This is a genomic window from Pseudofrankia saprophytica, from assembly GCF_000235425.2.
Lineage (GTDB): Bacteria > Actinomycetota > Actinomycetes > Frankiales > Frankiaceae > Pseudofrankia > Pseudofrankia saprophytica.
On record NZ_KI912266.1, the window covers coordinates 8,088,282 to 8,108,432 of the forward strand.

At 72.4% G+C, this 20,151-nt stretch carries 13 protein-coding genes; 5 read left to right on the top strand and 8 right to left on the bottom strand.

Features of this window, described 5'->3' with window-relative positions:
- A partial coding sequence (locus FRCN3DRAFT_RS47585; protein WP_007519011.1) for an ABC transporter permease occupies positions 1 to 2,295 on the bottom strand: 2,295 nt, incomplete at its 3' end.
- Positions 2,296 to 2,606: 311 nt separating this feature from the next.
- On the opposite strand from FRCN3DRAFT_RS47585, the gene FRCN3DRAFT_RS0234135 reads away from it, so the two are divergent.
- Positions 2,607 to 3,764 (top strand): CAP domain-containing protein, encoded by a 1,158-nt coding sequence (locus FRCN3DRAFT_RS0234135; protein WP_007519009.1) that lies wholly within the window; start codon positions 2,607 to 2,609, stop codon positions 3,762 to 3,764.
- Positions 3,765 to 3,785: 21 nt separating this feature from the next.
- Here the strand turns inward: FRCN3DRAFT_RS0234135 and FRCN3DRAFT_RS0234140 are convergent, their stop codons facing one another.
- Positions 3,786 to 5,051 (bottom strand): ABC transporter substrate-binding protein, encoded by a 1,266-nt coding sequence (locus tag FRCN3DRAFT_RS0234140; RefSeq protein WP_007519008.1) that lies wholly within the window; start codon positions 5,049 to 5,051, stop codon positions 3,786 to 3,788.
- Between the two features lie 247 nt (positions 5,052 to 5,298).
- Complete coding sequence (locus tag FRCN3DRAFT_RS47590) at positions 5,299 to 6,009, bottom strand: NADPH-dependent FMN reductase (RefSeq protein ID WP_232794237.1); 711 nt, start codon at positions 6,007 to 6,009, stop codon at positions 5,299 to 5,301.
- Positions 6,010 to 6,233: 224 nt separating this feature from the next.
- Between FRCN3DRAFT_RS47590 and FRCN3DRAFT_RS0234150 the strand changes: the two genes are divergently transcribed.
- On the top strand, positions 6,234 to 8,015 hold the full coding sequence (locus tag FRCN3DRAFT_RS0234150; RefSeq protein ID WP_007519004.1) for an adenine deaminase: 1,782 nt from the start codon (positions 6,234 to 6,236) through the stop codon (positions 8,013 to 8,015).
- 108 nt (positions 8,016 to 8,123) lie between these two features.
- Here FRCN3DRAFT_RS0234150 and FRCN3DRAFT_RS0234155 read toward each other — a convergent pair whose 3' ends face one another.
- The 3 genes from FRCN3DRAFT_RS0234155 to FRCN3DRAFT_RS0234165 form a co-directional block, all read right to left on the bottom strand.
- The gene (locus FRCN3DRAFT_RS0234155) at positions 8,124 to 9,029 is read right to left on the bottom strand and encodes a type IV toxin-antitoxin system AbiEi family antitoxin domain-containing protein (protein WP_035925522.1); all 906 of its coding nucleotides are present in this window, start codon (positions 9,027 to 9,029) and stop codon (positions 8,124 to 8,126) included.
- A 298-nt stretch (positions 9,030 to 9,327) separates the two neighbouring features.
- Positions 9,328 to 10,587 carry an amidohydrolase family protein gene (locus FRCN3DRAFT_RS0234160; protein ID WP_007519002.1) on the bottom strand — a complete coding sequence of 420 codons (1,260 nt, stop codon included), beginning with the start codon at positions 10,585 to 10,587 and terminating at the stop codon, positions 9,328 to 9,330.
- A gap of 101 nt (positions 10,588 to 10,688) precedes the next feature.
- The gene (locus FRCN3DRAFT_RS0234165; protein ID WP_007519001.1) at positions 10,689 to 12,083 is read right to left on the bottom strand and encodes an alkaline phosphatase PhoX; all 1,395 of its coding nucleotides are present in this window, start codon (positions 12,081 to 12,083) and stop codon (positions 10,689 to 10,691) included.
- A gap of 698 nt (positions 12,084 to 12,781) precedes the next feature.
- Between FRCN3DRAFT_RS0234165 and FRCN3DRAFT_RS0234170 the strand changes: the two genes are divergently transcribed.
- The 3 genes from FRCN3DRAFT_RS0234170 (at position 12,782) to FRCN3DRAFT_RS0234180 (ending at position 16,427) form a co-directional block, all read left to right on the top strand.
- Entirely contained in the window at positions 12,782 to 13,606 is an 825-nt protein-coding gene (locus tag FRCN3DRAFT_RS0234170) for a hypothetical protein (RefSeq protein ID WP_007519000.1), read from the top strand.
- A gap of 71 nt (positions 13,607 to 13,677) precedes the next feature.
- Positions 13,678 to 15,633, top strand: a complete 1,956-nt coding sequence (locus FRCN3DRAFT_RS0234175) for a fumarate reductase/succinate dehydrogenase flavoprotein subunit (protein ID WP_007518999.1) — start codon at positions 13,678 to 13,680, stop codon at positions 15,631 to 15,633.
- Positions 15,634 to 15,635: 2 nt separating this feature from the next.
- Positions 15,636 to 16,427 (top strand): succinate dehydrogenase/fumarate reductase iron-sulfur subunit, encoded by a 792-nt coding sequence (locus FRCN3DRAFT_RS0234180; protein WP_007518998.1) that lies wholly within the window; start codon positions 15,636 to 15,638, stop codon positions 16,425 to 16,427.
- Positions 16,428 to 16,663: 236 nt separating this feature from the next.
- On the opposite strand, the gene FRCN3DRAFT_RS50145 is transcribed toward FRCN3DRAFT_RS0234180, so the two are convergent.
- Together FRCN3DRAFT_RS50145 and FRCN3DRAFT_RS0234190 are read right to left on the bottom strand one after the other, a co-directional pair.
- On the bottom strand, positions 16,664 to 17,881 hold the full coding sequence (locus FRCN3DRAFT_RS50145; RefSeq protein ID WP_007518996.1) for a hypothetical protein: 1,218 nt from the start codon (positions 17,879 to 17,881) through the stop codon (positions 16,664 to 16,666).
- Between the two features lie 97 nt (positions 17,882 to 17,978).
- On the bottom strand, positions 17,979 to 20,099 hold the full coding sequence (locus FRCN3DRAFT_RS0234190) for a DUF4012 domain-containing protein (protein WP_007518995.1): 2,121 nt from the start codon (positions 20,097 to 20,099) through the stop codon (positions 17,979 to 17,981).
- Positions 20,100 to 20,151: the final 52 nt, after the last annotated feature.

Genomic DNA, 20,151 nt, shown 5'->3' on the forward strand with positions numbered 1-20,151 from the left:
AGCCAGCAGCTGGGCGAGTCGCCGGCGCTCGCGCGCCGCGCGCGCGGCCCTCCTCGACGGTGGCGTGAAACGAGCGGCCACGGCGCTGGCCAGGGCCGCGTTGCCAGGCGCCATCCCGCCGCCGGAGGTGGCGAGGATGGTGACGAGCACGACGCCGCCGATCAGCGGCACGTACCGGTCGAGCTGGGTCAGCCAGTCGAGCACCCAACCGCTGACCCCGATCGCGGCGGCGGCGAGCACCAGCGCGCCCACCCACGGCCAGAGCCGGCGCGAGGCCGGCCGCGCCGAGGCCGGCCGGCCGGCGCCCGTCCGCGCGGCGTCTCCCGGCGCGGACGCGTCGCCCAGGCCGTCCATCTCACCGTCGGCAGCGTCCGGCACCGTGGCGCGCGGCCGACGGACGCCCGCGCCGGCACTGAAGCCGACCACCGCGCCCAGGATGGCGATCATCGTCCTGGCGAACACCGCCACGTCGGTCAGCAGCTTCCCGAGCCAGGCTCCGAACCGGGTGCCGAGCGTGCCGGCGGCCCAGGCCGCGCCGGCGAACGCGCCGCTGACCCAGCCGACCCCGCCGAGCACCGCGAACGCGATCAGCAGGATCGAGCTGAACGGCGAGAACGTCATGCCGCCGTAGTCGATGTTGCCGCGCGAGCCGTAGAGGTAGAAGGCGTAGAGCACGCCGCCGAACCCGGCGATCGCGGCCGACAGCGCGAACGCGTAGAGCTTCGCGCCGACGACGCTGACCCCGAGCGATGCCGCCGCCCGCTCGTTGGTCCGGACCGCGATCAGCCGCCGGCCCGCCCGGCCACGGCGCAGGTTCGCGACCGCGACCGCGACGATGGCGAACGAGACCACGGCGAGCGTCGCGAACGCGCGCGGTGCCACGACCGTGTCCAGCCGCACCCCGAACAGCCGCGCGTGTTCGACGACGGTGCCCTCCGACTGGCCGAGCTCGCCGAGCGACGCCGCGACCGAGCCGGGCGGGGGCGGCGTGTGGTAGCCACGCTGGAACAGGATCGCGTCCGCGGCCGCGCCCAGACCGAGGGTGACGACGGCGAGCTGCAGGCCTCGGGTACGCAGCGCGGGCAGCGCGAACAGCACCCCGAGCGCGGAGGTCCCGAGGATGCCGAGCGCGAGCGCCGCCTCCAACGGCCAGCCGCGGACCGCCACGAGCCGGCCGGCGATCAGCGCGGCCACCCCGGCGAAGGCGAGCTGGGCAAGCGAGAGCTGGCCGGTGAAGCCGACGAGCGTGACGACCGAGAGGATGAGGATCGCCCACAGCGCGTTGGCGTTCAGCGCGTTCACCCAGTCCACCGGCAGCGCGTACCAGATCAGGCAGATCGCGGCGGTGACGCTCACCACGAGCGCCGGCCAGTGGATCCGGCCGCTGCCCAGCGCGGGGAGCCGCTCGCTCACGTGTCCCCGGTCGGGGATGTGCCGGCCCCGGATCGCCAGATAGAAGACGATCACGACCAGCGGGATCGCCCGGTCGACACCCCGCCAGGCGGGATGGCGGGTGACCAGCTGGACCTGCGTCTCCACCTCGATGACCGCGAGCACGACCGACGCGACGAACACGGCCGGCAGCGAGCGGAACCCCGCCAGCAGGCCGATCGCGAGCACCGGAACGATCAGCAGCATCAGGTTCGGCGCCGACAGCGGCATCTGCAACGGGGCGAGCAGCACACCGGCGAGCCCGGCGAGCGCGGCCCCGAGCGTCCACGCCCCGGCGGCGACCAGGTCGGGCGACCAGCCGAACGTCGCGGCCGCCCGCGGGTTCTCGGTGACGGCCGTGGCCGCCAGCCCGATCGTGGTGTGCCGGAACAGCGCCCACAGCGCGGCGAGCACCACCGCGACGACCCCGATGCGGACGAAGACATCCCAGCCGACCGGCATGCCGACGATCGTCACCTTGCCGGTCGGCAGGATGGTCGGCGCGGTACGCACGGGCGTGCCGTACATCAGGGTGAGCGCTGACTGCAGGATGATCAGCAGCCCGAGCGTGGCCATGACCCTGGTCAGCGCCGAGCCGTCGCGCATCGGGCGCATCACCAGCAGGTGGAAGAGCAGGCCGATGAGCGCCGTCGACCCGACGGCGAGCACGGCCGCGAACCAGGTGGGCAGATCCCACACCTCGGAGGCGCCGTGGAACGTGTAGGCCGCCCAGGCGAGCAGCGCGCCGTGCGCGAGGTTCAGCACGCCCGCGCCCCGCTGGACCACCACGATCCCGGCCGTCATCAGGGCGTACAGGCCACCGGTGCCCAGGCCGAGCAGGGCGTAGCCGATCGCGTCGTTCACCGTGGCCTACTTTCACTACCAGAAACGCGGTACCGGCACACCGGGACCCGATGACGCGTCACGGTCAGCAAACCAACGCCTCCGACGCATTTCTGTATCGAGAAGCCCACGGCTCTCTCAATGCCGGTGCGACCTCGTCTCCCACGGCGTCCGGTCGCGCGAGAACGACATGCTCGCACAACCGTCGACCGGGTATCCAACGGCCTCCGGTCACCCGAGAACAACATGGTCCCACGGCCCACGACAAGGCCCCCAGCTACCCCGCGGAACCCGGGCCGGCGTCGATCGTTGAACGGTCCAAGGGGGTGCGCATGCTCGAGCTGGTGGCGGGGGGCAACACGCCGCTGCCCCCGGGCGCCGTTCGCGTCCGGCTGGGCGGGCCGTTCGACCTGTCGGCGCTGATCGTCGGCGACGGCGGCCGAGTCGGCGGTGACGAGGACTTCGTCTTCTACAACCAGGCGGCGGCGGCCGGCATCCGGCTCACCCCCGCGACCAGGGACGGCGGCGCCGACGAGCTGACCATCGACCCGCGCCGGCTGCGCCGCGGCGCGGCGCGGGTGGTGCTGGTGGCGAGCCCCACGGACCGCGTCTCCCCGTTCGGCCGGCTGCCCGCGCCAGTGACGACCGTGCACGACCTCGCCGGCATCACCCTGATCCGGCTGCTGCCGCCGCGGCTCGGCCCGGAGACCGCCCTGCTCGTCGGCGAGCTCTACCAGCGCGGCCCCGCCGGCGCCGGCGGGGCGGCCGGAGCGGGCGGCGCTGGCGGAGGGGCCGCTGGGTGGCGGATCCGGTCGATCGGGCAGGGATACGCCGACGGCCTGGCCGGGCTCGCGCGCGACTTCGGTGTCGACGTGGAGCCCGAGCCGGCCACGCCGGCGCCCCGGCCCGTTCCGCTCCCGGCCGGCCCGCTACCGGTGCCCACGCCAGGTCCGCCCGGCCCATCCAGGCCACCCAGCGCACCCAGGCCACCCAGGCCACCCAGCGCACCCAGACCGCCAAGCCCACCGAGCCCGCCCGGTCAGCGGGCCGAGCCGGGCCCACCGTGGGCGCCGCTGTCGCCACGAACCCCGGACGCCGACCGGCTCGCCGAGGTGATCATGCTGACGAACCAGCAGCGTCAGCAGCACGGCCTGCGGCCGCTCGCGCCCGAGCCCCGGCTCGCCATGGCGGCCGCGGCGCACAGCGCCGACATGGCCCGGCGCCGGTTCTTCGACCATGCCAGCCCGGAGGGCAGGCAGGTCTCCGACCGGGTCGAGGCGGCCGGATACCAGTACGCGACGGTGGCCGAGAACATCGCCGCCGGCCAGCGGACCCCGATGGAGGTCGTCACGGGCTGGATGAACAGCCCGGGCCACCGCCGCAACATCCTGCTGCCCGAGATCACCGAGATCGGCATCGGCTACGCCGTCAGCGACGACGTCTACGGCTGCTACTGGACCCAGGTCTTCGGTGCCCCCCGCACCTGGTAGGCCGGAGCGTTACCGCACCCGTCAGGCGCCGGTCTGGGTGAGGATCTTCAGGGCGTCGTAGGCCTCGGTGCCGAGCGGGACGTAGGTCTTCGTCGCCGAGTCCCAGCGCACGCCGCGCATCGTGGTGTTGAACAGCCGCTGCGCGCCGGGGATCGGCGACGGCTTGGAGAAGTCCAGCGGCGGCAGCAGGCCGAGGTCGAGGCCCGAGGTCTTGTTGAGCTGGTCGAGCAGCGCCGCCGACGTCAGCTCGTCGCCAGGGATCGCGTTCGCGACCTTCTCGACGACCTGCACCGACAGCCACGAGCCGACGGTGTTCGTCGAGCTGATCCGCCTGTCCGTCGCCGCGGCGGCGTCGCCGGCGGCGGCCTCCGCGTCGAGTTCCTGGACCGCCCTGGCGAGCTCGGGGAACTGGCCGGCCTCGCTGAGCTCGGGGAACGCGCTCGCGAAGACGATCGAGTCGGCCGCCGCGCCCTCGTCGATGAGCCAGTCCCGGGAGAGGACACCCAGCGCGTGGCAGTACTTGCCGCCGGCGGCGCCGCCACCCTTGATCACCGCGTAGGCGCCCTGATCGACGACGACGAGGACCGTGCCGTTCACGCCGGCCCTGCTGAGCTGCGTCGCGGTCGGCGTGAAGTCGCTGGTGTCGATCGGGACCCGTGGCTCCAGCGCCAGCGGCGAGCCGGCGTCCTTCGCCCCGATCTCCGCCATCTTCATCAGCCGGTCGGCCTGCGGCAGGTTGTAACCGACGGCGCCGAGCTTCGTCGCGCCGGCCTTCTTCAGCAGGGCCGGGCACACCGCCGGGTAGTCGGTCAGCGGGCTGAGCATGAAGCTGACCGGGGAGGACAGCTCCGACTGGTCGACCGAGATGCCCCCGGAGCCGATCGACGGGATCTTGGCGGCCTCGAGGATCGGCATGATCCCACCGGTCGCGCTGACCTCGTTGACGACGGCGAGCACGTGCTCGTCCACCGCCCGCTGGGCGCAGGACTTGGCGGTGGCGGCGTCGTTCTTCTCGTTGCAGTAGACCAGCTCGACCTTGTGCCCCTTGATCCCGCCACGGGCGTTGAGCCCGCGCACCGCGGCATGGGAGGCCGCGAGGATGTCGGGGTAGTTGGAGCCGGCCGTCTCGGTGGGCAGGATGGCCATCAGCTTCACCGTGGCGCCGGCCGCGACCGGGGTGCTTGCTCCGGAGCCGCCGTCGTCGCCGGCGGACTCGCTGCAGGCCGCCAACGCCAGAGCGGAGCCGAGCGCCGCCGCGGCCAGGCGCAGCATGTGCCGTCGTCCCACCTGGGACCCTCCTCAAGTTCTCGTCGACAGATCTCGTCGACGGCGAGCCCTCGACCGCAAGCCACCTGGCCGCGGGGAGCGGCCAGCGCGCCGACGCGCCACGACCACGCGCGTCCGTCGGACCCGCGGAGGTTCTGGCGCGGGGATTCTGGCGTGGCGGTCAGGGCAACGACACGGTAGCTGGCGCCGGTTCGCCCCTTACGTGAGGGTGTGCGCGAACGTCCGGCCGTACGCGCTCAGATCACTCTCAGATCAGGTGCGACCAGGCATAGGCGAAGCCCATGATCTGGTCGGTCAGCGTGTCGAACCGGGCGGCGATCGACGGGCTCGAGATGGCGCCGTACTGGTCGATCGTGGCGGATTCCTGCCTGCTCAGGCTGACCCCCAGCGGGGTGGGCCAGCCGCCGAGCGCGTGCACCGTGGCCCGCAGCGCGGTCAGCGCGCCGCCGGCGCCCGGGCCCTCGTCACAGGCCAGCAGCCCGACGGGGCGGGCGTCCAGTCCCGGCCGGGGCGTGTCACCCAGGTCCCACAGGTAGTCGAGGGCGTTCTTGAGCGCGCCCGAGGTGCCGCCGTGATAGTCCGGGGCCGCGATGACCAGGCCGTCGGCGCGGCGGACCTCGCCGACGAGGCGGCGGATCGACCCTGAGCGCTCCTTGGCGTCCGGATGGTAGGGCGGCAGATCCAGCTCGGCGACGCTGAGCATGACCGTCTCCGCGCCGGCCTGGGCGAGCATCCGGGTCGCGGCGCCCAGCGCCCGCATGGCCGGCGAGTCGGTCCGCGCCGATCCGCCGATGCCGACGACCAGCGGCCGGCGCCGCCCCGATGCTCCCGGGCCGATACCGGAATTGCGGCGATCAAGACCGGGGGGTATGCGGTCGGCCGGCGCGTCCTTGCCGCGACGGACCGACAAGGGGGAACCGTCGCGCACCACTGCCGGGCCCGTCCCGAAGCCGTCCACCAGCCCGCTCCCTCCCGACCAGCCGTTATGCAGCGAGCCTATGGCCGTCATGCCGACGGCCGATACGGGGGTAGTAACCATGTTTGTCCCATGACGTTCCAGTGGTCGTCGTATGGCGAGCGCCCAATCAGCGGCCCAACGGCAGCTGCCGGGGGCAGGCGTCCCGTAACAGCGATGAGCGGAATCGGCAGACAGTTGTAACAGCAGCGGCCTAGCTTGCTCCCATGGACGACCCTGTCGACCCGGCCCTTCGCCGCCGCGCCGTCGACGCCGCCCGCGGCGTCGTGCCGTTCGACCTGCTCATCACCGGCGGCAGCGTCGTCGACGTCGGTACCTGCGAGGTCCGGCCGGCGGACGTCGGACTGGTCGGTCCGCTGATCGCGTCGGTCCACCCGAGCGGCAGCCGGACGGACGCGCTCGACGCGTTCGACGCGACCGGAAGGTTCATCGCCCCCGGCCTCATCGACATGCACGTCCATTTCGAGAGTTCGATGCTCACGCCCGGGGCCTACGCCTCGGCCGTCTGCCCGCGCGGCACTACGACGATCTTCGGCGACCCGCACGAGCTCGCGAACGTCTCCGGCGTCGCCGGGGTGCGCTACGCCGTGGAGGCGAGCCGCGGGCTGCCGGTGCGCTTCATCATCCAGGCACCGTCGTGCGTGCCGCCGATGCCGGGGCTGGAGCTGTCCGGCGCGGACCTGCACGGCCCCGAGGTCACCGAGATGCTCGCCTGGCCGGAGGTCGGCGGCCTCGCCGAGGTCATGGACATGCTCGGCGTGCTGACCAGCGACGGACGGATGGTCGACGTCGTGGCCGCGGGCCTGGCCAGCGGGAAGCTGGTCAGCGGGCACGCCGCCGGCCTCACCGGCCCCGAGCTGCAGGCCTACCTCGCGGCCGGGATCACCTCGGACCACGAGATCGTCACGCAGGACGACGCCATGGAGAAGCTGCGCGCCGGCCTGACCGTCGAGCTCCGCGGCGCGTTCGAGCATCTCCTTCCCGGCCTGGTCGCCGAGCTGAACGCACTGCCGGAGCTGCCGACACACCTGTGCGCCGCCACCGACGACCTGTTCGCGCTGACGCTGCTCACCGACGGCGGCATCGACCACCTGCTGCGCCGCCTGGTCGGCTACGGCCTCGACCCGGTGCGCGCGCTGCGGATCGCCACCTACCACGCGGCCTACCGGCTGCGGCGCACCGACCTCGGCCTGGTCGCCGCCGGCCGGCAGGCCGATCTGATCATCCTGTCCGACCTGGCGGCGGTCGCCGTCGACGACGTCTTCGCCGCCGGCCAGCACGTCGCCTCCGCCGGCGAGATGATCGTCCCGGTGGTCGAGGGACCGAGCGTGCCACCGCTGGACACGATGAAGATCGACTCGCTCACACCCGACCACTTCGTGCTGCGGGTCGGCCACCTGCCGGACGGGGTCTACAACGGCACGGCGCGGCTGCGGGTGCTCGACGGCCCGGTCTTCACCACCTGGGGCGAGGTCGACGCCGAGGTCCGCGACGGTGTGGTGGTGCCGCCGGCGGGGCACATGCTGCAGGTCGCGGTGCACCGGCACGGCCGGATCGCGCCCCGCCCGCAGGCCGCGCTGATCTCCGGTTGGGGGGAGTGGACAGGCGCCGTCGCCACCTCGGTCTCGCACGACACCCACAACCTGGTCGTCTTCGGCCGCGACCCGGTCGACATGGCGGCCGCGGCGAACCAGGTGATCGCGGACGGCGGGGGCGTCGCGGTCGCCGCCGGGGGCGAGGTGGTGGCCCGGGTCGCGCTCCCGATCGCCGGGCTGCTGTCGCCGCTGCCGGCGGCCCAGGTCGCCGAGGCCCAGCGGGCCGTCCAGGACGCGGCCGCCGAGGTCGGCCTCACCCTCCGGATCCTCACCCAGCCGCTGTTCACCGTCATGGTCGCCTCGCTCGCCTGCCTCCCCGGCCCCCACATCACCGACCTCGGCCTCATCGACGGCACCACCGGCGAGCGCGTCACCTCCCCCCTCCTCGCCTGATCGCCTGATCGCTGGTGGCCTGGTGGCCTGGTGGCCTGATCGCCGTTTGAGCCCTCCGGCGGTCACAGCAGAGCCCGGCTTACGACCACCACGGGGCCCAAGAAACGATCATGGCCGGGCGAGAGAGTGGCGAACGACAGCGGCGACGTGGTCGGGACGGGTGAGCACGTCTGACCAGGTGAAACGCAGGATCGTCCAGCCAAGGCGGGACAGGGCGTTCTGACGGTCGCGGTCGCGGTGCAGCGGCTCTGGATCGGCGGCGTGGTCGCCATGGAAGGCGGCGCCATCCGCCTCGACGAGCAGCCGACGAGCCGGGTAGGCGAAGTCGGCGCGCGCGACAGATCGCCCGTTCTCGTCGATGACGGCGTATTGAGCCTCGGGCGGCCTGAGTCCGTGGTCGTGCAGGACGAGGCGCAGCCGGCTTTCGAGCGCGGACTCCGTGCGGGCGTCGACCTCCGCGAGCCATCGGAACCGGGCCGCCGCGCCGCGTCGACCGAGCAGGTGCGCCGCCACCTCGACCACACCGCGGAACCGGCGATCGTGTGCGGCGGCGTCCAACAGCGCCACCGCCTCCGGTCGGTCCCAGGCGAGAACGAGATCAGCGAGCGTGCGCGTCACCGACGTGACCGGAACCCCACGGCGCCACCAGACCGGCGTGCCCGCGCGAGATCCCGAGTGCAGAACGATGCCCCGCGCAGCGGTCCGCGCGGCAGATCCGGTGATCAGGAGATGGATCGGCTCCGAGGTGGACAGCGCGGGAAGCGCGCGCAGGTCGAGCAGCCTCGCGGCCGTGACGCCGCATACGACCGCCTGCGGCCGACGAACCAGAGCCGCGTGCACCCGACCAAGAAACGGGTCGGCGCCAGCGACGAGATAGGTGCCGGGGAACGGCCGGACCCAGTCGCCGGTCCGCACGAGTTGCCGGATCTGGCCCCGGGTCAACCCCGCGCCCAGCGCCTGCTCATAGGTGACCATGCCGTCCTGCCACCCGGCTGTCCACAGCGCCGCCGCCATCCCCGGATACGCCAGAACCGACCGAGCTCCCCCGCCAACCCCCACACCAGCACACCCTCCTCCCCGACCACCCCCGGCACGGCCACCCCGGCGTCCCTGTGGACAGCCCTCAGTCGTTCTTGATCGGCGTCTCAGCCCCGCGGTGGTTGTGGATCCGGTCCCGGCGCAACCACGGAAGGGCACAGACGGCGATCACTGGGGGCGGGTGGAGGCGGGGAGGGCTCGGGAGTCGGGAGGTCAGGGGCCAGGGAGCCGGGAGGTCGGGAGCCAGGAGGTTGGGAGGTTGGGAGGTCAGGGGTCAGGGGGTCGGTGGGGCTGCCGGGGTGGTGGTGCCGGCGACGGGGTGGCCGCGGAGGATGATCAGGTCGGGGGCGGCGAGGACGGCGATGTCGGCGCGGGGGTCGTCCGGGTAGACGACGAGGTCGGCGGGGGCGCCTTCCTCCAGGGCGGGGAAGCCCAGCCAGGCGCGGGCCGACCAGGTCGCGGCGTCGAGCGCGGCCTCCGGCGGCAGGCCGGCCCGGACGAGCTCGGCGATCTCGGCGGCGACCAGTCCGTGCGGCAGGGAACCGCCTGCGTCGGTGCCGACGTAGATCGGGATGCCGGCGTCGTAGGCGGCGCCGACGGTCTCGAACCGGCGGGCGTGCAGGGCGCGCATGTGCTGGGCGTAGCGCGGGTACTTGGCCTCGGCGTCGGCCGCGATGCCGGGAAACGTGGCGATGTTGACCAGCGTCGGCACGATCGCGATGCCGCGGGCGGCGAACAGCGCGACGGTGTCGTCGGTGAGGCCGGTGGCGTGTTCGACGCAGTCGATGCCGGCGGCGGCCAGGTCGGGCAACGCGTCCTCGGCGAAGCAGTGCGCGGTCACTCGGGCGCCGGCGGCGTGCGCCGCCGCGATCGCCTCGACGACGGCGTCCGCCGGCCAGCAGGAGGCGAGGTCTCCGACGGAACGGTCGATCCAGTCGCCGACGAGCTTCACCCAGCCGTCGCCGCGTTCCGCCTGCCGCCCGACCTCGGCGACGAGCCCGTCGGGCTCGATCTCCTCGGCGTAGTTGCGGATGTAGCGGCGGGTCCGCGCGATGTGCCTGCCGGCGCGCACCAGCCGGGGCAGGTCCTCGCGGTCGTCGATCCAGCGGGTGTCGGCCGGGGAGCCGGCGTCGCGCAGCAGCAGCGCGCCGACGTCCCGGTCCGCGCGCGCCTGCGCGAGCGTGGTCTCCTGGTCGACCGCGCCATGCGCGTCGAGGCCGACGTGGCAGTGCGCGTCCACGAGACCGGGCAGCACCCAGCCACGTACCGTCTCGGCCGGTGCCGTGGGCCGGGAGAAGGTGACCCTCCCGCCGACCACCCACAGCTCGTCACGGACGTCCTCGGGCCCGACCAGCACCGGGCCGGCCAGCCGCAGGACTTCCTGAGACGGTGATCGCGCTGGGTTCACCACGAACAATGCATATCTCACCTGGCGGTGGCCGACCGGGTACTCGGCCGCGCCGGACCGCCCGACGGCTCCTGCGGACGAGGAAGGCCCGACCCGGGACGGAAACGTCCCCCCAGGCCGGGCCATCCGCGCTACGGGAGCCGCGGGACCACCAGTGGCGGTCTACGGGACCGGTCTACGGGACCACCGGGCCGGTCTGCGGACCACCGGGGCGGTCTGTTGGACCGCTAGTGGCGGTCGGACTGCCACGGGCCCTTGATGGCAACCGTGACGCCGTCCTCCTGGATGTTGGCGTAGAGGTACTTGCCGTCCGGCGAGAAGGTGGCGCCCGCGAACTCCGCCTGGCTCACCGAGCGGGCCAGCGGGTAGGGGTTGCCGTCGTCGCCGATGACGACGAGGTGGTTGTCGCCGTCGCCGTCCTCGCAGAGGATCATCTCGCCCCAGGCGGAGATGTGGATGTTGTCCGGCCCGTCGAACGTGCCGCCGGGTGCGAAGCGCACCACCAGCTCGATGGTGCTCCGCTTCGGGTCGAACCTCCAGACCTGGCCCTCGTGCAGGCCGGCGGCGGGTGCCGCCTTGGCGTAGCTGGAGACGAAGTACGCCGAGCCGTCCCGGAAGTAGATGCCCTCGGCCTTCGGCACCACGGAGACGGATCCCGCGGTGAACTGCTTGCGCACCGACGTGGTGGTGGCGTCCGGGTCAGGGACGTCGACCCACTTCACCGCCAGCTTGGTGCCGATCTCGGTGACACCGGACAGGTCGGCGAGGCCGCCCGCGAACATCGCCTGCAGCTTGCCGCCGGCGCGCAGGCTGCCGGGGCCGCCGAGCGGCCGCTTCGGCAGGAACCGGTAGACGAGGCCGAACGGGCCGCTGGCGTCCTCGGTCAGGTAGAGGATGCCGGTCTTCGGGTCGACGGCGACGGCCTCGTGGGCGTAACGGCCGAGCGCGGTGAGCGGCACCGGCGCCGGGTCGTGCAGCCGGCCGAACGGGTCGACCTCGAAGACGTAGCCGTGCCGCTTGGTCAGCTTCGCGTCGTGGAGGCTGGCGGTGTCCGGGGCGAACGGGTCGCCCACGGGGACGAGCTCGGTCTCCTCGCAGGTCAGCCACGTGCCCCACGGGGTCGGGCCGCCGGCGCAGTTGCGGACGGTGCCCGCGAGGCCGACCTTCTCCGACAGCAGCTTGCCGCCGTCGACGACGAGGACGGTGTTGCCGCCGTCCGCGCCCTCGTCGTAGGTGAGGCCCTTGACGTGCGGGACCGGGTACTTCGCCTCGTGGGTCAGCTCGTGGTTGCGCACGATGGCGGTGTTGCGGCCGGCCGCGAACGTGTGCATGCCGTCCTGGAAGGTGGGGCTGAGCCCGCCGCCGGCCAGCGGTGTGCCCTGGACGGAGACCTTGGTGTAGCTGAAGCCCTTGGGCAGGTCGACGACGCCGTTCGGGTCGGCGACGAGGTCACCGTAGCCCTTGAAGACCGGGCCGTGGCCCGGGTCGCCGTGACTACCCTGACCACCCTGTGGACCCCCCGCGTATGCGGTACCACCGAAAACGGAGCCGATCGAACCCGTGAGGACGATGCCCAGGCCGGCGGCACCGGTGCCGAGCACGTGACGACGATTGACAGACATGTGGAACCTCCTTCGGCCGGCGGTAAGGCTTCCAGCCGGAGGTGTCCGGTCGACGACGGCAGACGGAAGGACCGAGGTAGCGCAGTCGACCGACGCGTAACGGAGCACGGTCCGCGGCGTCCACAGGGTGTCGGCGAGCATCCGGTGCCGCCTCGCCCCACGCGGAGGGTGGCGTGGGACGAGGCGACGTTCTCCGCCAGGTAGCCAGCCTGGCAGCCCGAGTCGCCCAGACGGCCATGGCAGCCCAAACTTTTACACACTTGTAGCACTTTCCCGATGCTCCGCCCACCAGCCCGGCCAACCAGCCCGGCGACCGGCCCGACCGACAGCCCGGTGGCGGCCACGCGCGGACCTGGCGGAGTCGGCGAGCCCCGCACGGTGACGGGAGGCCGTGCCCGGCGCGCGGCGATTCGTCCGCGGCGGATGAGAACACGTTCCTCAAAGACTCTGGCCATCTGATCGGGGATCGGCCAGACTGCGCCGTGGGCCGTGATGTGCAGCACACGGACCCTCTATGCCTCGGCCATGGTGTATCGGCGTCCGGGCGGAGGGTCCGCGCCGCCGCGCGCCACGGGCCACGCGGCGCCGCGGGTACGCGGGCCCGCGTGGTACCCGCGTCCGCCGCGGGACGCCCGTCGGCGCACGCGCGATCCGGCGGGGGATGCGAAACCGCGGCGCCAGGAGCCGAGGAGACATGTATGCCCGTTCGGACCAGACCCGCGCCGACCGCGGACCCGGCCGCCACCTCACGCCCGGTACCCGCGCCCCGCGCGGCCGTCGGCGCGCGCACGCTGCGCAAGGACAACTGGTGGGTGGAACCGCTGGTAACCGTCGTCGTGCTCGCGGGATTCGTCGTCTACGGAATGTGGGCCGCGCTGCGGAACGGGAACTACTTCCACGACCCGTACCTTTCGCCGTTCTACTCGCCGTGCTTGACGGATAACTGTCTGGACAACGCGACCCCGCATATCTTCGGCGATATCTCGCCGGTGTCGCCGGCGATTATCATTCTGATCTTCCCGCTCGGCTTCCGGCTCACCTGCTACTACTACCGGAAGGCCTACTACCGCTCGTTCTGGTGGGCGCCGCCGGCCTGCGCGGTGCCGGACTTCCGCCGTGGCTACCAGGGCGAGACGCGCTTCCCGCTGATCCTGCAGAACATCCACCGGTACTTCTGGTACTTCGCGGTCGTCTTCGCCGCGCTGCTGACCTACGACGCCGTGCTCGGTTTCATCTACGACGGCCACTTCGGTATCGGGGTGGGCTCCGGCGTGCTGGTGGTCAACGCGGCGCTGATCTGGCTGTACTCACTTTCCTGCCATTCGTGCCGGCACCTGTGCGGCGGTGGTCTGAAGCGGCTGTCCGCCGCCCCGCTGCGCCGCCGGGTCTGGGCCAGGCTTTCGGTGCTCAACCGGCACCACATGTTCTTCGCCTGGGCCAGCCTGCTGTGGATCATGGCGACCGACTTCTACATCTGGCTGGTCGCGTCCGGCCATCTCACCGACGCGCACTGGATCTCATAGGCGGCGCCGGAGCGGCCTGGGCCGCTTCGAGCCCGCCAGCCAGATGCCAGGAACGAGAGAAGGAAACACCTGTGACAGCCGAGACACACAGCTACGACGTCGTGGTGGTCGGCGCCGGCGGAGCGGGCCTGCGGGCCGCGATCGAGGCGCACGAGCAGGGCGCGCGGGTCGCCATCGTCTGCAAGAGCCTGCTGGGCAAGGCGCACACCGTGATGGCCGAGGGCGGCATGGCCGCCGCGATGGCCAACGTGTGGCCCGAGGACAACTGGCGGGTGCACTTCCGCGACACCATGCGCGGCGGCAAGATGCTCAACCAGTGGCGGATGGCGCAGATCCACGCCCAGGAGGCCCCGGACCGGGTCTGGGAACTGGAGGAATGGGGCGCCGTCTTCGACCGGACCCCGGACGGGAAGATTCTCCAGCGCGACTTCGGCGGCCACCGCTACGCGCGCCTCGCCCACGTCGGCGACCGCACCGGCCTGGAACTCATCCGGACCCTGCAGAACCGGGTCGTCGCGAAGAAGCTCGACGTCTTCATGGAATGCACCGTGCAGCGGCTGCTGACCGCGCCGGACCCGGCGACCGGCGGCGAGCGGATCGCCGGCGTCTTCGCCTACTGGCGCGAGACCGGCACGTTCGTCCGGTTCGACGCGCCGGCCGTGGTACTCGCCACCGGCGGTATCGGGAAGTCCTGGCAGGTGACGTCGAACTCCTGGGAGTACACCGGCGACGGCCAGGCGCTCGCACTGCGCGCCGGTGCCGCCCTGATGGACATGGAGTTCGTCCAGTTCCACCCGACGGGAATGGTCTGGCCGCCGTCGGTGCGCGGGATTCTCGTCACCGAGGGCGTGCGCGGTGACGGTGGCGTGCTGCGCAACACCGAGGGCCGCCGGTTCATGTTCGACTACATCCCCGAGGTGTTCGCCGCGGACACGGCCGACACCGAGGAGGAGGCCGACCGCTGGTACACCGACAAGAAGACGGCGCGGCGCCCACCGGAGCTGCTTCCGCGTGACGAGGTCGCCCGCGCCATCAACTCCGAGGTGAAGGCCGGGCGCGGCACGCCGCACGGCGGTGTCTTCCTCGACATCGCCAGCCGCCGCGACCCGGAGACGATCCGACGCCGCTTGCCGTCGATGTACCACCAGTTCAAGGAGCTGGCGGACGTCGACATCACCAGGGAACCGATGGAGGTCGGCCCGACCTGCCACTACGTGATGGGCGGGATCAAGGTCGACCCGGAGAGCCAGGCGACGACGCTGCCGGGGCTGTACGCGGCCGGCGAGTGCGCCGCCGGGCTGCACGGCTCGAACCGGCTCGGTGGTAACTCGCTGTCCGACCTGGTGGTGTTCGGCCGGCGCGCGGGCGCCGGCGCCGCCGCCTACGCGACGGCGCTCGCCGAGACCGACCGCCCGGCGCCCGACGAGACCCAGATCGCCGAGACCACGGCGCGGGCGCTCGCCCCGTTCGAGCGGGCCGCGGCCGGAGGCGACACCGAGAATCCCTACCAGCTGCAGTCCGACCTGCAGGCCGTGATGCAGTCACTGGTGGGGATCATCCGGACCGAGCACGAGCTGACCCAGGCGCTCAAGGAGATCGGGGAGCTGCGCCAGCGTGCCGAGCGGGTCGCCGTCGAGGGGCACCGGCAGTACAACCCGGGCTGGCACCTGGCGCTCGACCTGCGCTCGATGCTGCTGGTCGCCGAGTGCGTCGCCACCGCGGCGCTCGCCCGCCGGGAAAGCCGCGGCGGCCACACCCGCGACGACTTCCCCGGCACCGACCCGGTGTTCGCCCGGATCAACCACGTGGTCCGGCTGCGCGACGGCGCCGTCGACCTCGCCGCCGAGCCGCTGCCCGAAATGCCCCCCGAGCTCACCTCGCTCTTCGACCCGCCGGCGCCCACGCCAGCGCCAGCGCCAGCCGCGGCGGCGTCCGACGTGCCGCCGCAGCCGGCCGACACGGGCCGGGACGAGACCCCACCCGAGACGCCCCCGGTCGCCGGGACGAACAACGAGAGGAACGCCTGACGATGGGCTACGACCTGGCTATGCGGGTGTGGCGCGGCGACGCCGACGGGGGCGAACTGCGGGACTTCACCGTCGAGGTCGAGGAGGGCATGGTCGTCCTCGACGCGGTGCACCGGCTGCAGGCCACCCAGGCGAACGACCTGGCCGTCCGGTGGAACTGCAAGGCCGGCAAGTGCGGCTCGTGCTCGGCGGAGGTGAACGGGAAGCCCCGGCTGATGTGCATGACCCGGCTGAACCTCTTCGAGCCCGGCGAGACCGTGACCATCACCCCGCTGCGCACGTTCCCGGTGGTCCGCGACCTCGTCACCGACGTGGCCTTCAACTACGAGAAGGCCGAGGAGGTGCCCACCTTCGCGCCGGGTCGGCCGACCGGTGACGACGGGCATCACCGCATGCAGCAGGTGGACGTGGACCGCGTCCAGGAGTTCCGCAAGTGCATCGAGTGCTTCATGTGCCAGAACGTCTGCCACGTGCTTCGCGACCACGAGGACAAGAAGAGGGTGTTCGCCGGGCCGCGGCTGATGATCCGCTACGCGGAGCTGGAGATGCACCCGCTGGACACGAACGACCGGCGTGACCTGCTGCGCGCGGAGGCCGGCGTCGGCTACTGCAACATCACCAAATGTTGTACGGACGTCTGCCCGGAACACATCAAGATCACCGATAATGGGATCATCCCGCTCAAGGAGCGGGTGGCTGACGCGTCCTTCGACCCGATCGCCGCGCTCGGCCGTCGCCTGCGCCGTCACTCCCCCGCCGATGGCACGGGCGGCGGCGCGGACGGCAGCGCCTGACGGCGACCCGCCAGAGCTGGCGTCTGACGCCGGCCCCGCCAGGGCACAGAACGGGCCGCCCCCGCATTCGCGGGAGCGGCCCGTTCTGTGCCCGCTGTGCCTCCGGTATCGCCAGCTGGTCCTTCGACCAGCGCGCCACCAGCCGCTTCTGGCTGGTGAGATGCCGCCTCAGCGAGGCTGAGGCGGCACCGCTTCCACCGTTGGCTTGTTACCAGTAGGTGTTACCGGTCGTGCTGTCAGCCCTCGGTGTGCGCGCCGAGGGTGTTGCGCCGACGCCGGGCCGCGACCCGGAGCAGCAGACCGCCGCCGAGGAGGGCGAAGGCGATGGAGGCCATGGCCCCGGTCTCGACACCGGTGAACGGCAGGGCACCGCCGGCCGGGGTCGCGCCACCGCCACCGACACCGCCACCGCCACCGCCGACGCCGACACCGACGACGCCGACACCGACGGCGCCGACACCGTCACGGCAGCGCCTGTCCTTGTCGTCGAACAGGCCGTCCTTGCCATCCCGGCCGTCCTTGCCGTCGATGCCGTCCTTGTTGTTCCGGCCGTCCTTGCCGTCGATGCCATCAGCCAGCGTCGTCCGGCCGTCCTTGTTGTTCCGGCCGTCCTTGCCGTCCTTGAAGCAGTCGTCCTTGTCGTTCCAGCCGTTGATCGGGATCGGGATCGGGATCGGGATGCCGTTGATCACGGTGATGTTGCCCTTGCCGTCGGTGATGGCGCCACCGAGCCCCGGGTCCCCGAAGTCACCGACGCCACCGATGTCGCCAGGACCGCCAGGCCCACCAGGACCGCCAGGGCCACCAGGACCACCAGGACCACCGAAACCGTCGGGGCCGAGCACGAGGACCGTGGCCGTCAGGGTCCGGTTGATCGGCGCGGCGGCCAGCGCAGTCTTGGCGGCAAGCTCTTCCTGGTCCTTGAACACCGGGTCGATCTTCTCGTCGCCGAGGATGCCGGCCGCCGGGAAGCCCGGGCCAGTCGCGGTGATCGTGTTGGTACCCACGGCCGTCAGGGTCAGCTGACCACTGATGTAACCGCTGCCGTCCGCGTACACGGTCGAAGCCGCGAGGCCCGACGGGCTTGAGGCGCTTTCGACGCCTCCGCTGGTGTTGAGCGCGACGGATGCGCCAGGCACGAAGCCACAGCCCGCGAACAGCAACGACTGGCCGGACTCGATCACGGTCTGGCTCACCTGAAGCGGGCCGAAGAGACCGCCGCACGTCTTCGACGGCGGGTACGGGTCCTTCTTCCGCTTGTCGTCGAACAGATCCCGCTTGTCGTCGAACAGCGACCCGTCATCGACCGCCAAAGAGGAGATCGAAGGGTCGCTGGTTGCCGCGTCACTGAGCGGTGGAGCGTCATCGACCGCCAAGGCGGCGGTCGCTGGTAGGGCGGCGACGGCGAGCCCGCAGCTTGCGAGCAGCGCGACGCCTAGCGTGCGGAGTTTCATCGAGGCACTCCCCAACGGGTGATCAGTGCAAGCAGTCGAACGATTGACTACGCGGAGGTTACTTAGCGTAACTGCCAGTGTCCAGAACCCTGCGGAGTTACTTCGATGCTGTGAGCGACCACGGTGGCCGGGCGGGGAGCCCGGCGACGGCGAACGACTCCGGCGTCACGAGCGGTTGGGTACGCACAGTGAGCGCGGGGCCGGCGACCGGCTCCCAGACCCGCAGCACGAGCGTCCGCGTCCGGCCTCGGTCCAGCGGCAGGAACATGGAGACGACGGAGTGGCCACGCTCGATGTCGTTGACGGGCAGCGCCCGCTTGCCGTCCAGCGCGGCTCCGAGCAGGCGACTGCCCACACCCGTGTAGACCGACAGCCAGACTTGGTTCTGCGCGTCCGGGTTTCCCCCGGGCCCGCCGCGATCGAGGCGGTAGCGCACGTACTCGGGCAGGCCCGCCGGAGCATCGTTCAGCAGCTGCACGGCGATCGTCGCGACCCCGCCACCGCCCGGCGCCGGGTCCATCCGGTAACCGACGGCGCGACGCATCCAGAAGTCCAGCTTGCTGGCCGCCGCGTTCTGCGTGACCACCGCCAGGAAAGGCCCGGGCGCGCTCGGCAACGCTCCGCCGAGCGGAGTGGTGGAAAGAATGCCCTGTTCCTCGACGTGGTCGCTTGACACCAGCAGCCGGCCTTCACCGGTAGCTCGGCCGAGCGCCTCGAGCAGCTTCGGCGTGCCGCCGACGCCCGACGTCACCGCGCGGTAGACGGACTTGCCTACATCGGCGAAAAACTGGTCGCGCTCGTTGGTGTCGCTGATGAGCGCGTAGGCGTCCGACTCCACCAGCCTGACCAGGTCGCCCGCCTTGATCACCCGTCCGTCCGGCATGACGGCCGGCGTGGTCGCCGCGAGCAGGTAGGACAGGGCCGTGGGATCGATGCTGACGGTGCCGTCGACGTCGATACCCGTGGTCCTCTTGTAGAGGTCGGAGTAGAAGCGCCCGGCCGTCGGGTAGTCGGGCGTGAGATTGGCGTTCGCCCAGATATCAGTCGGCTGGTAAGGCCCATATCTGGCGGCAAGGTCGGCCGGCAGCCGCGCATCGGCCCGCGGCGTCGAGTCGGGGGGCAGCTGCGGCAGCTTCCCGTTCCCCGAGATGTCGTCGAGGCTGAGTTCGCCGTTGCGCACGGTCAGTACACCGAACCCGCCGATGATGCCGCCATTGGCCCGGGACTCGGCGGGGTTCTGCACGATCAGCAGGTAGCGACGCGCCTCACCGCCCGCGCCCAGCATTGGTGGCCCGATCTCGGTGGCAAGCTTCAGGCCGGCAAGCGAGCCGGCGAGCCGGGTGGCCTGGCTGGCGGCGGTGGCGCGGGCTGGCGCGAGCCCCAGCCGCCGGCCCAGCCAGCCACAGTCCGGGACGGCGGCGAGTGCCGTGCGGAACCTCTCGACGGCCGCCGCGGCCGCGGCGACCGGTTCCTTGCCGCGGGCGAGCGCCGTCAGGTTGATCGTCAGGCCCGACCGCAGCGACGCCGGGTTGAGCGTGCCGGCGGCCTGGGCGATGGCGGGCAGCCCGCCGCCCGCCACGCCATCGACCGCGACGGTCAACGAGTGGGCGGACCGCAGCGGGCAGCCGACGCCGGGAAGGTACGTGGCGGCCGACCACACCGGGTCGCCAGTGAGGTCGGCCGCCGAGTGGGCCCGGTCACTGATCCGGCGCACCTCGGCCGCGAGGTCCGCGGGCGCCGGTACGTCGCCGGCGAGCAGCCGCTGCTGCAGTCGGGTGATGTCCGCCCGTGCGCGGTTCAGCTCCGAGTGGGCCAGCAGGCCGCGCACGCCAATCCAGCCGGCCAGCGCGAGCACCGGCCCGAGGACGCAGGCACCCACCAGCAGCGCCCGCCGGCTCGGCCGGCGCACGAACCGGCGCGCGAACCGGCGCGGCCACCGCGCCACCCGCCCGACCACCGCACCCCCACCGTCGATCGCACCCCCGCCGTCGCCGCCCGTCGCGCCTGGCCGCGTCGGCATCTTCCGGGCCGGCGGCGGGCCACCACGCGACGCCACGTCGGCCCGCGAGACCTGGGCCGGCACGGTGACCTCGACGACCGCCGCGCCCTCGACGACCGCCGCGCCCTCGACGACCGCCGCGCCCTCGACGACCGCCGCGCCCTCGTCGGCCGTCGGCGCCGAGGCGCCCGGGGCGTGTCGCCTCTCGTCGGCGGTCATGCGTCGACGGCGGGGGCGCGGTGGTCGGGCACGATCGCCCGCTGCTCGGGCA

Excerpts from the sequence above, each read along its gene's own strand:
- FRCN3DRAFT_RS0234135 (WP_007519009.1), top strand. The coding sequence starts at position 2,607 with ATGCTCGAGCTGGTGGCGGGGGGCAACACGCCGCTGCCCCCGGGCGCC.
- FRCN3DRAFT_RS0234150 (WP_007519004.1), top strand. The coding sequence starts at position 6,234 with ATGGACGACCCTGTCGACCCGGCCCTTCGCCGCCGCGCCGTCGACGCC.
- FRCN3DRAFT_RS0234155 (WP_035925522.1), bottom strand. The coding sequence starts at position 9,029 with ATGGCGGCGGCGCTGTGGACAGCCGGGTGGCAGGACGGCATGGTCACC.
- FRCN3DRAFT_RS0234160 (WP_007519002.1), bottom strand. The coding sequence starts at position 10,587 with ATGGCCCGGCCTGGGGGGACGTTTCCGTCCCGGGTCGGGCCTTCCTCG.
- FRCN3DRAFT_RS0234165 (WP_007519001.1), bottom strand. The coding sequence starts at position 12,083 with ATGTCTGTCAATCGTCGTCACGTGCTCGGCACCGGTGCCGCCGGCCTG.
- FRCN3DRAFT_RS0234170 (WP_007519000.1), top strand. The coding sequence starts at position 12,782 with ATGCCCGTTCGGACCAGACCCGCGCCGACCGCGGACCCGGCCGCCACC.
- FRCN3DRAFT_RS0234180 (WP_007518998.1), top strand. The coding sequence starts at position 15,636 with ATGGGCTACGACCTGGCTATGCGGGTGTGGCGCGGCGACGCCGACGGG.
- FRCN3DRAFT_RS50145 (WP_007518996.1), bottom strand. The coding sequence starts at position 17,881 with ATGAAACTCCGCACGCTAGGCGTCGCGCTGCTCGCAAGCTGCGGGCTC.
- FRCN3DRAFT_RS0234190 (WP_007518995.1), bottom strand. The coding sequence starts at position 20,099 with ATGACCGCCGACGAGAGGCGACACGCCCCGGGCGCCTCGGCGCCGACG.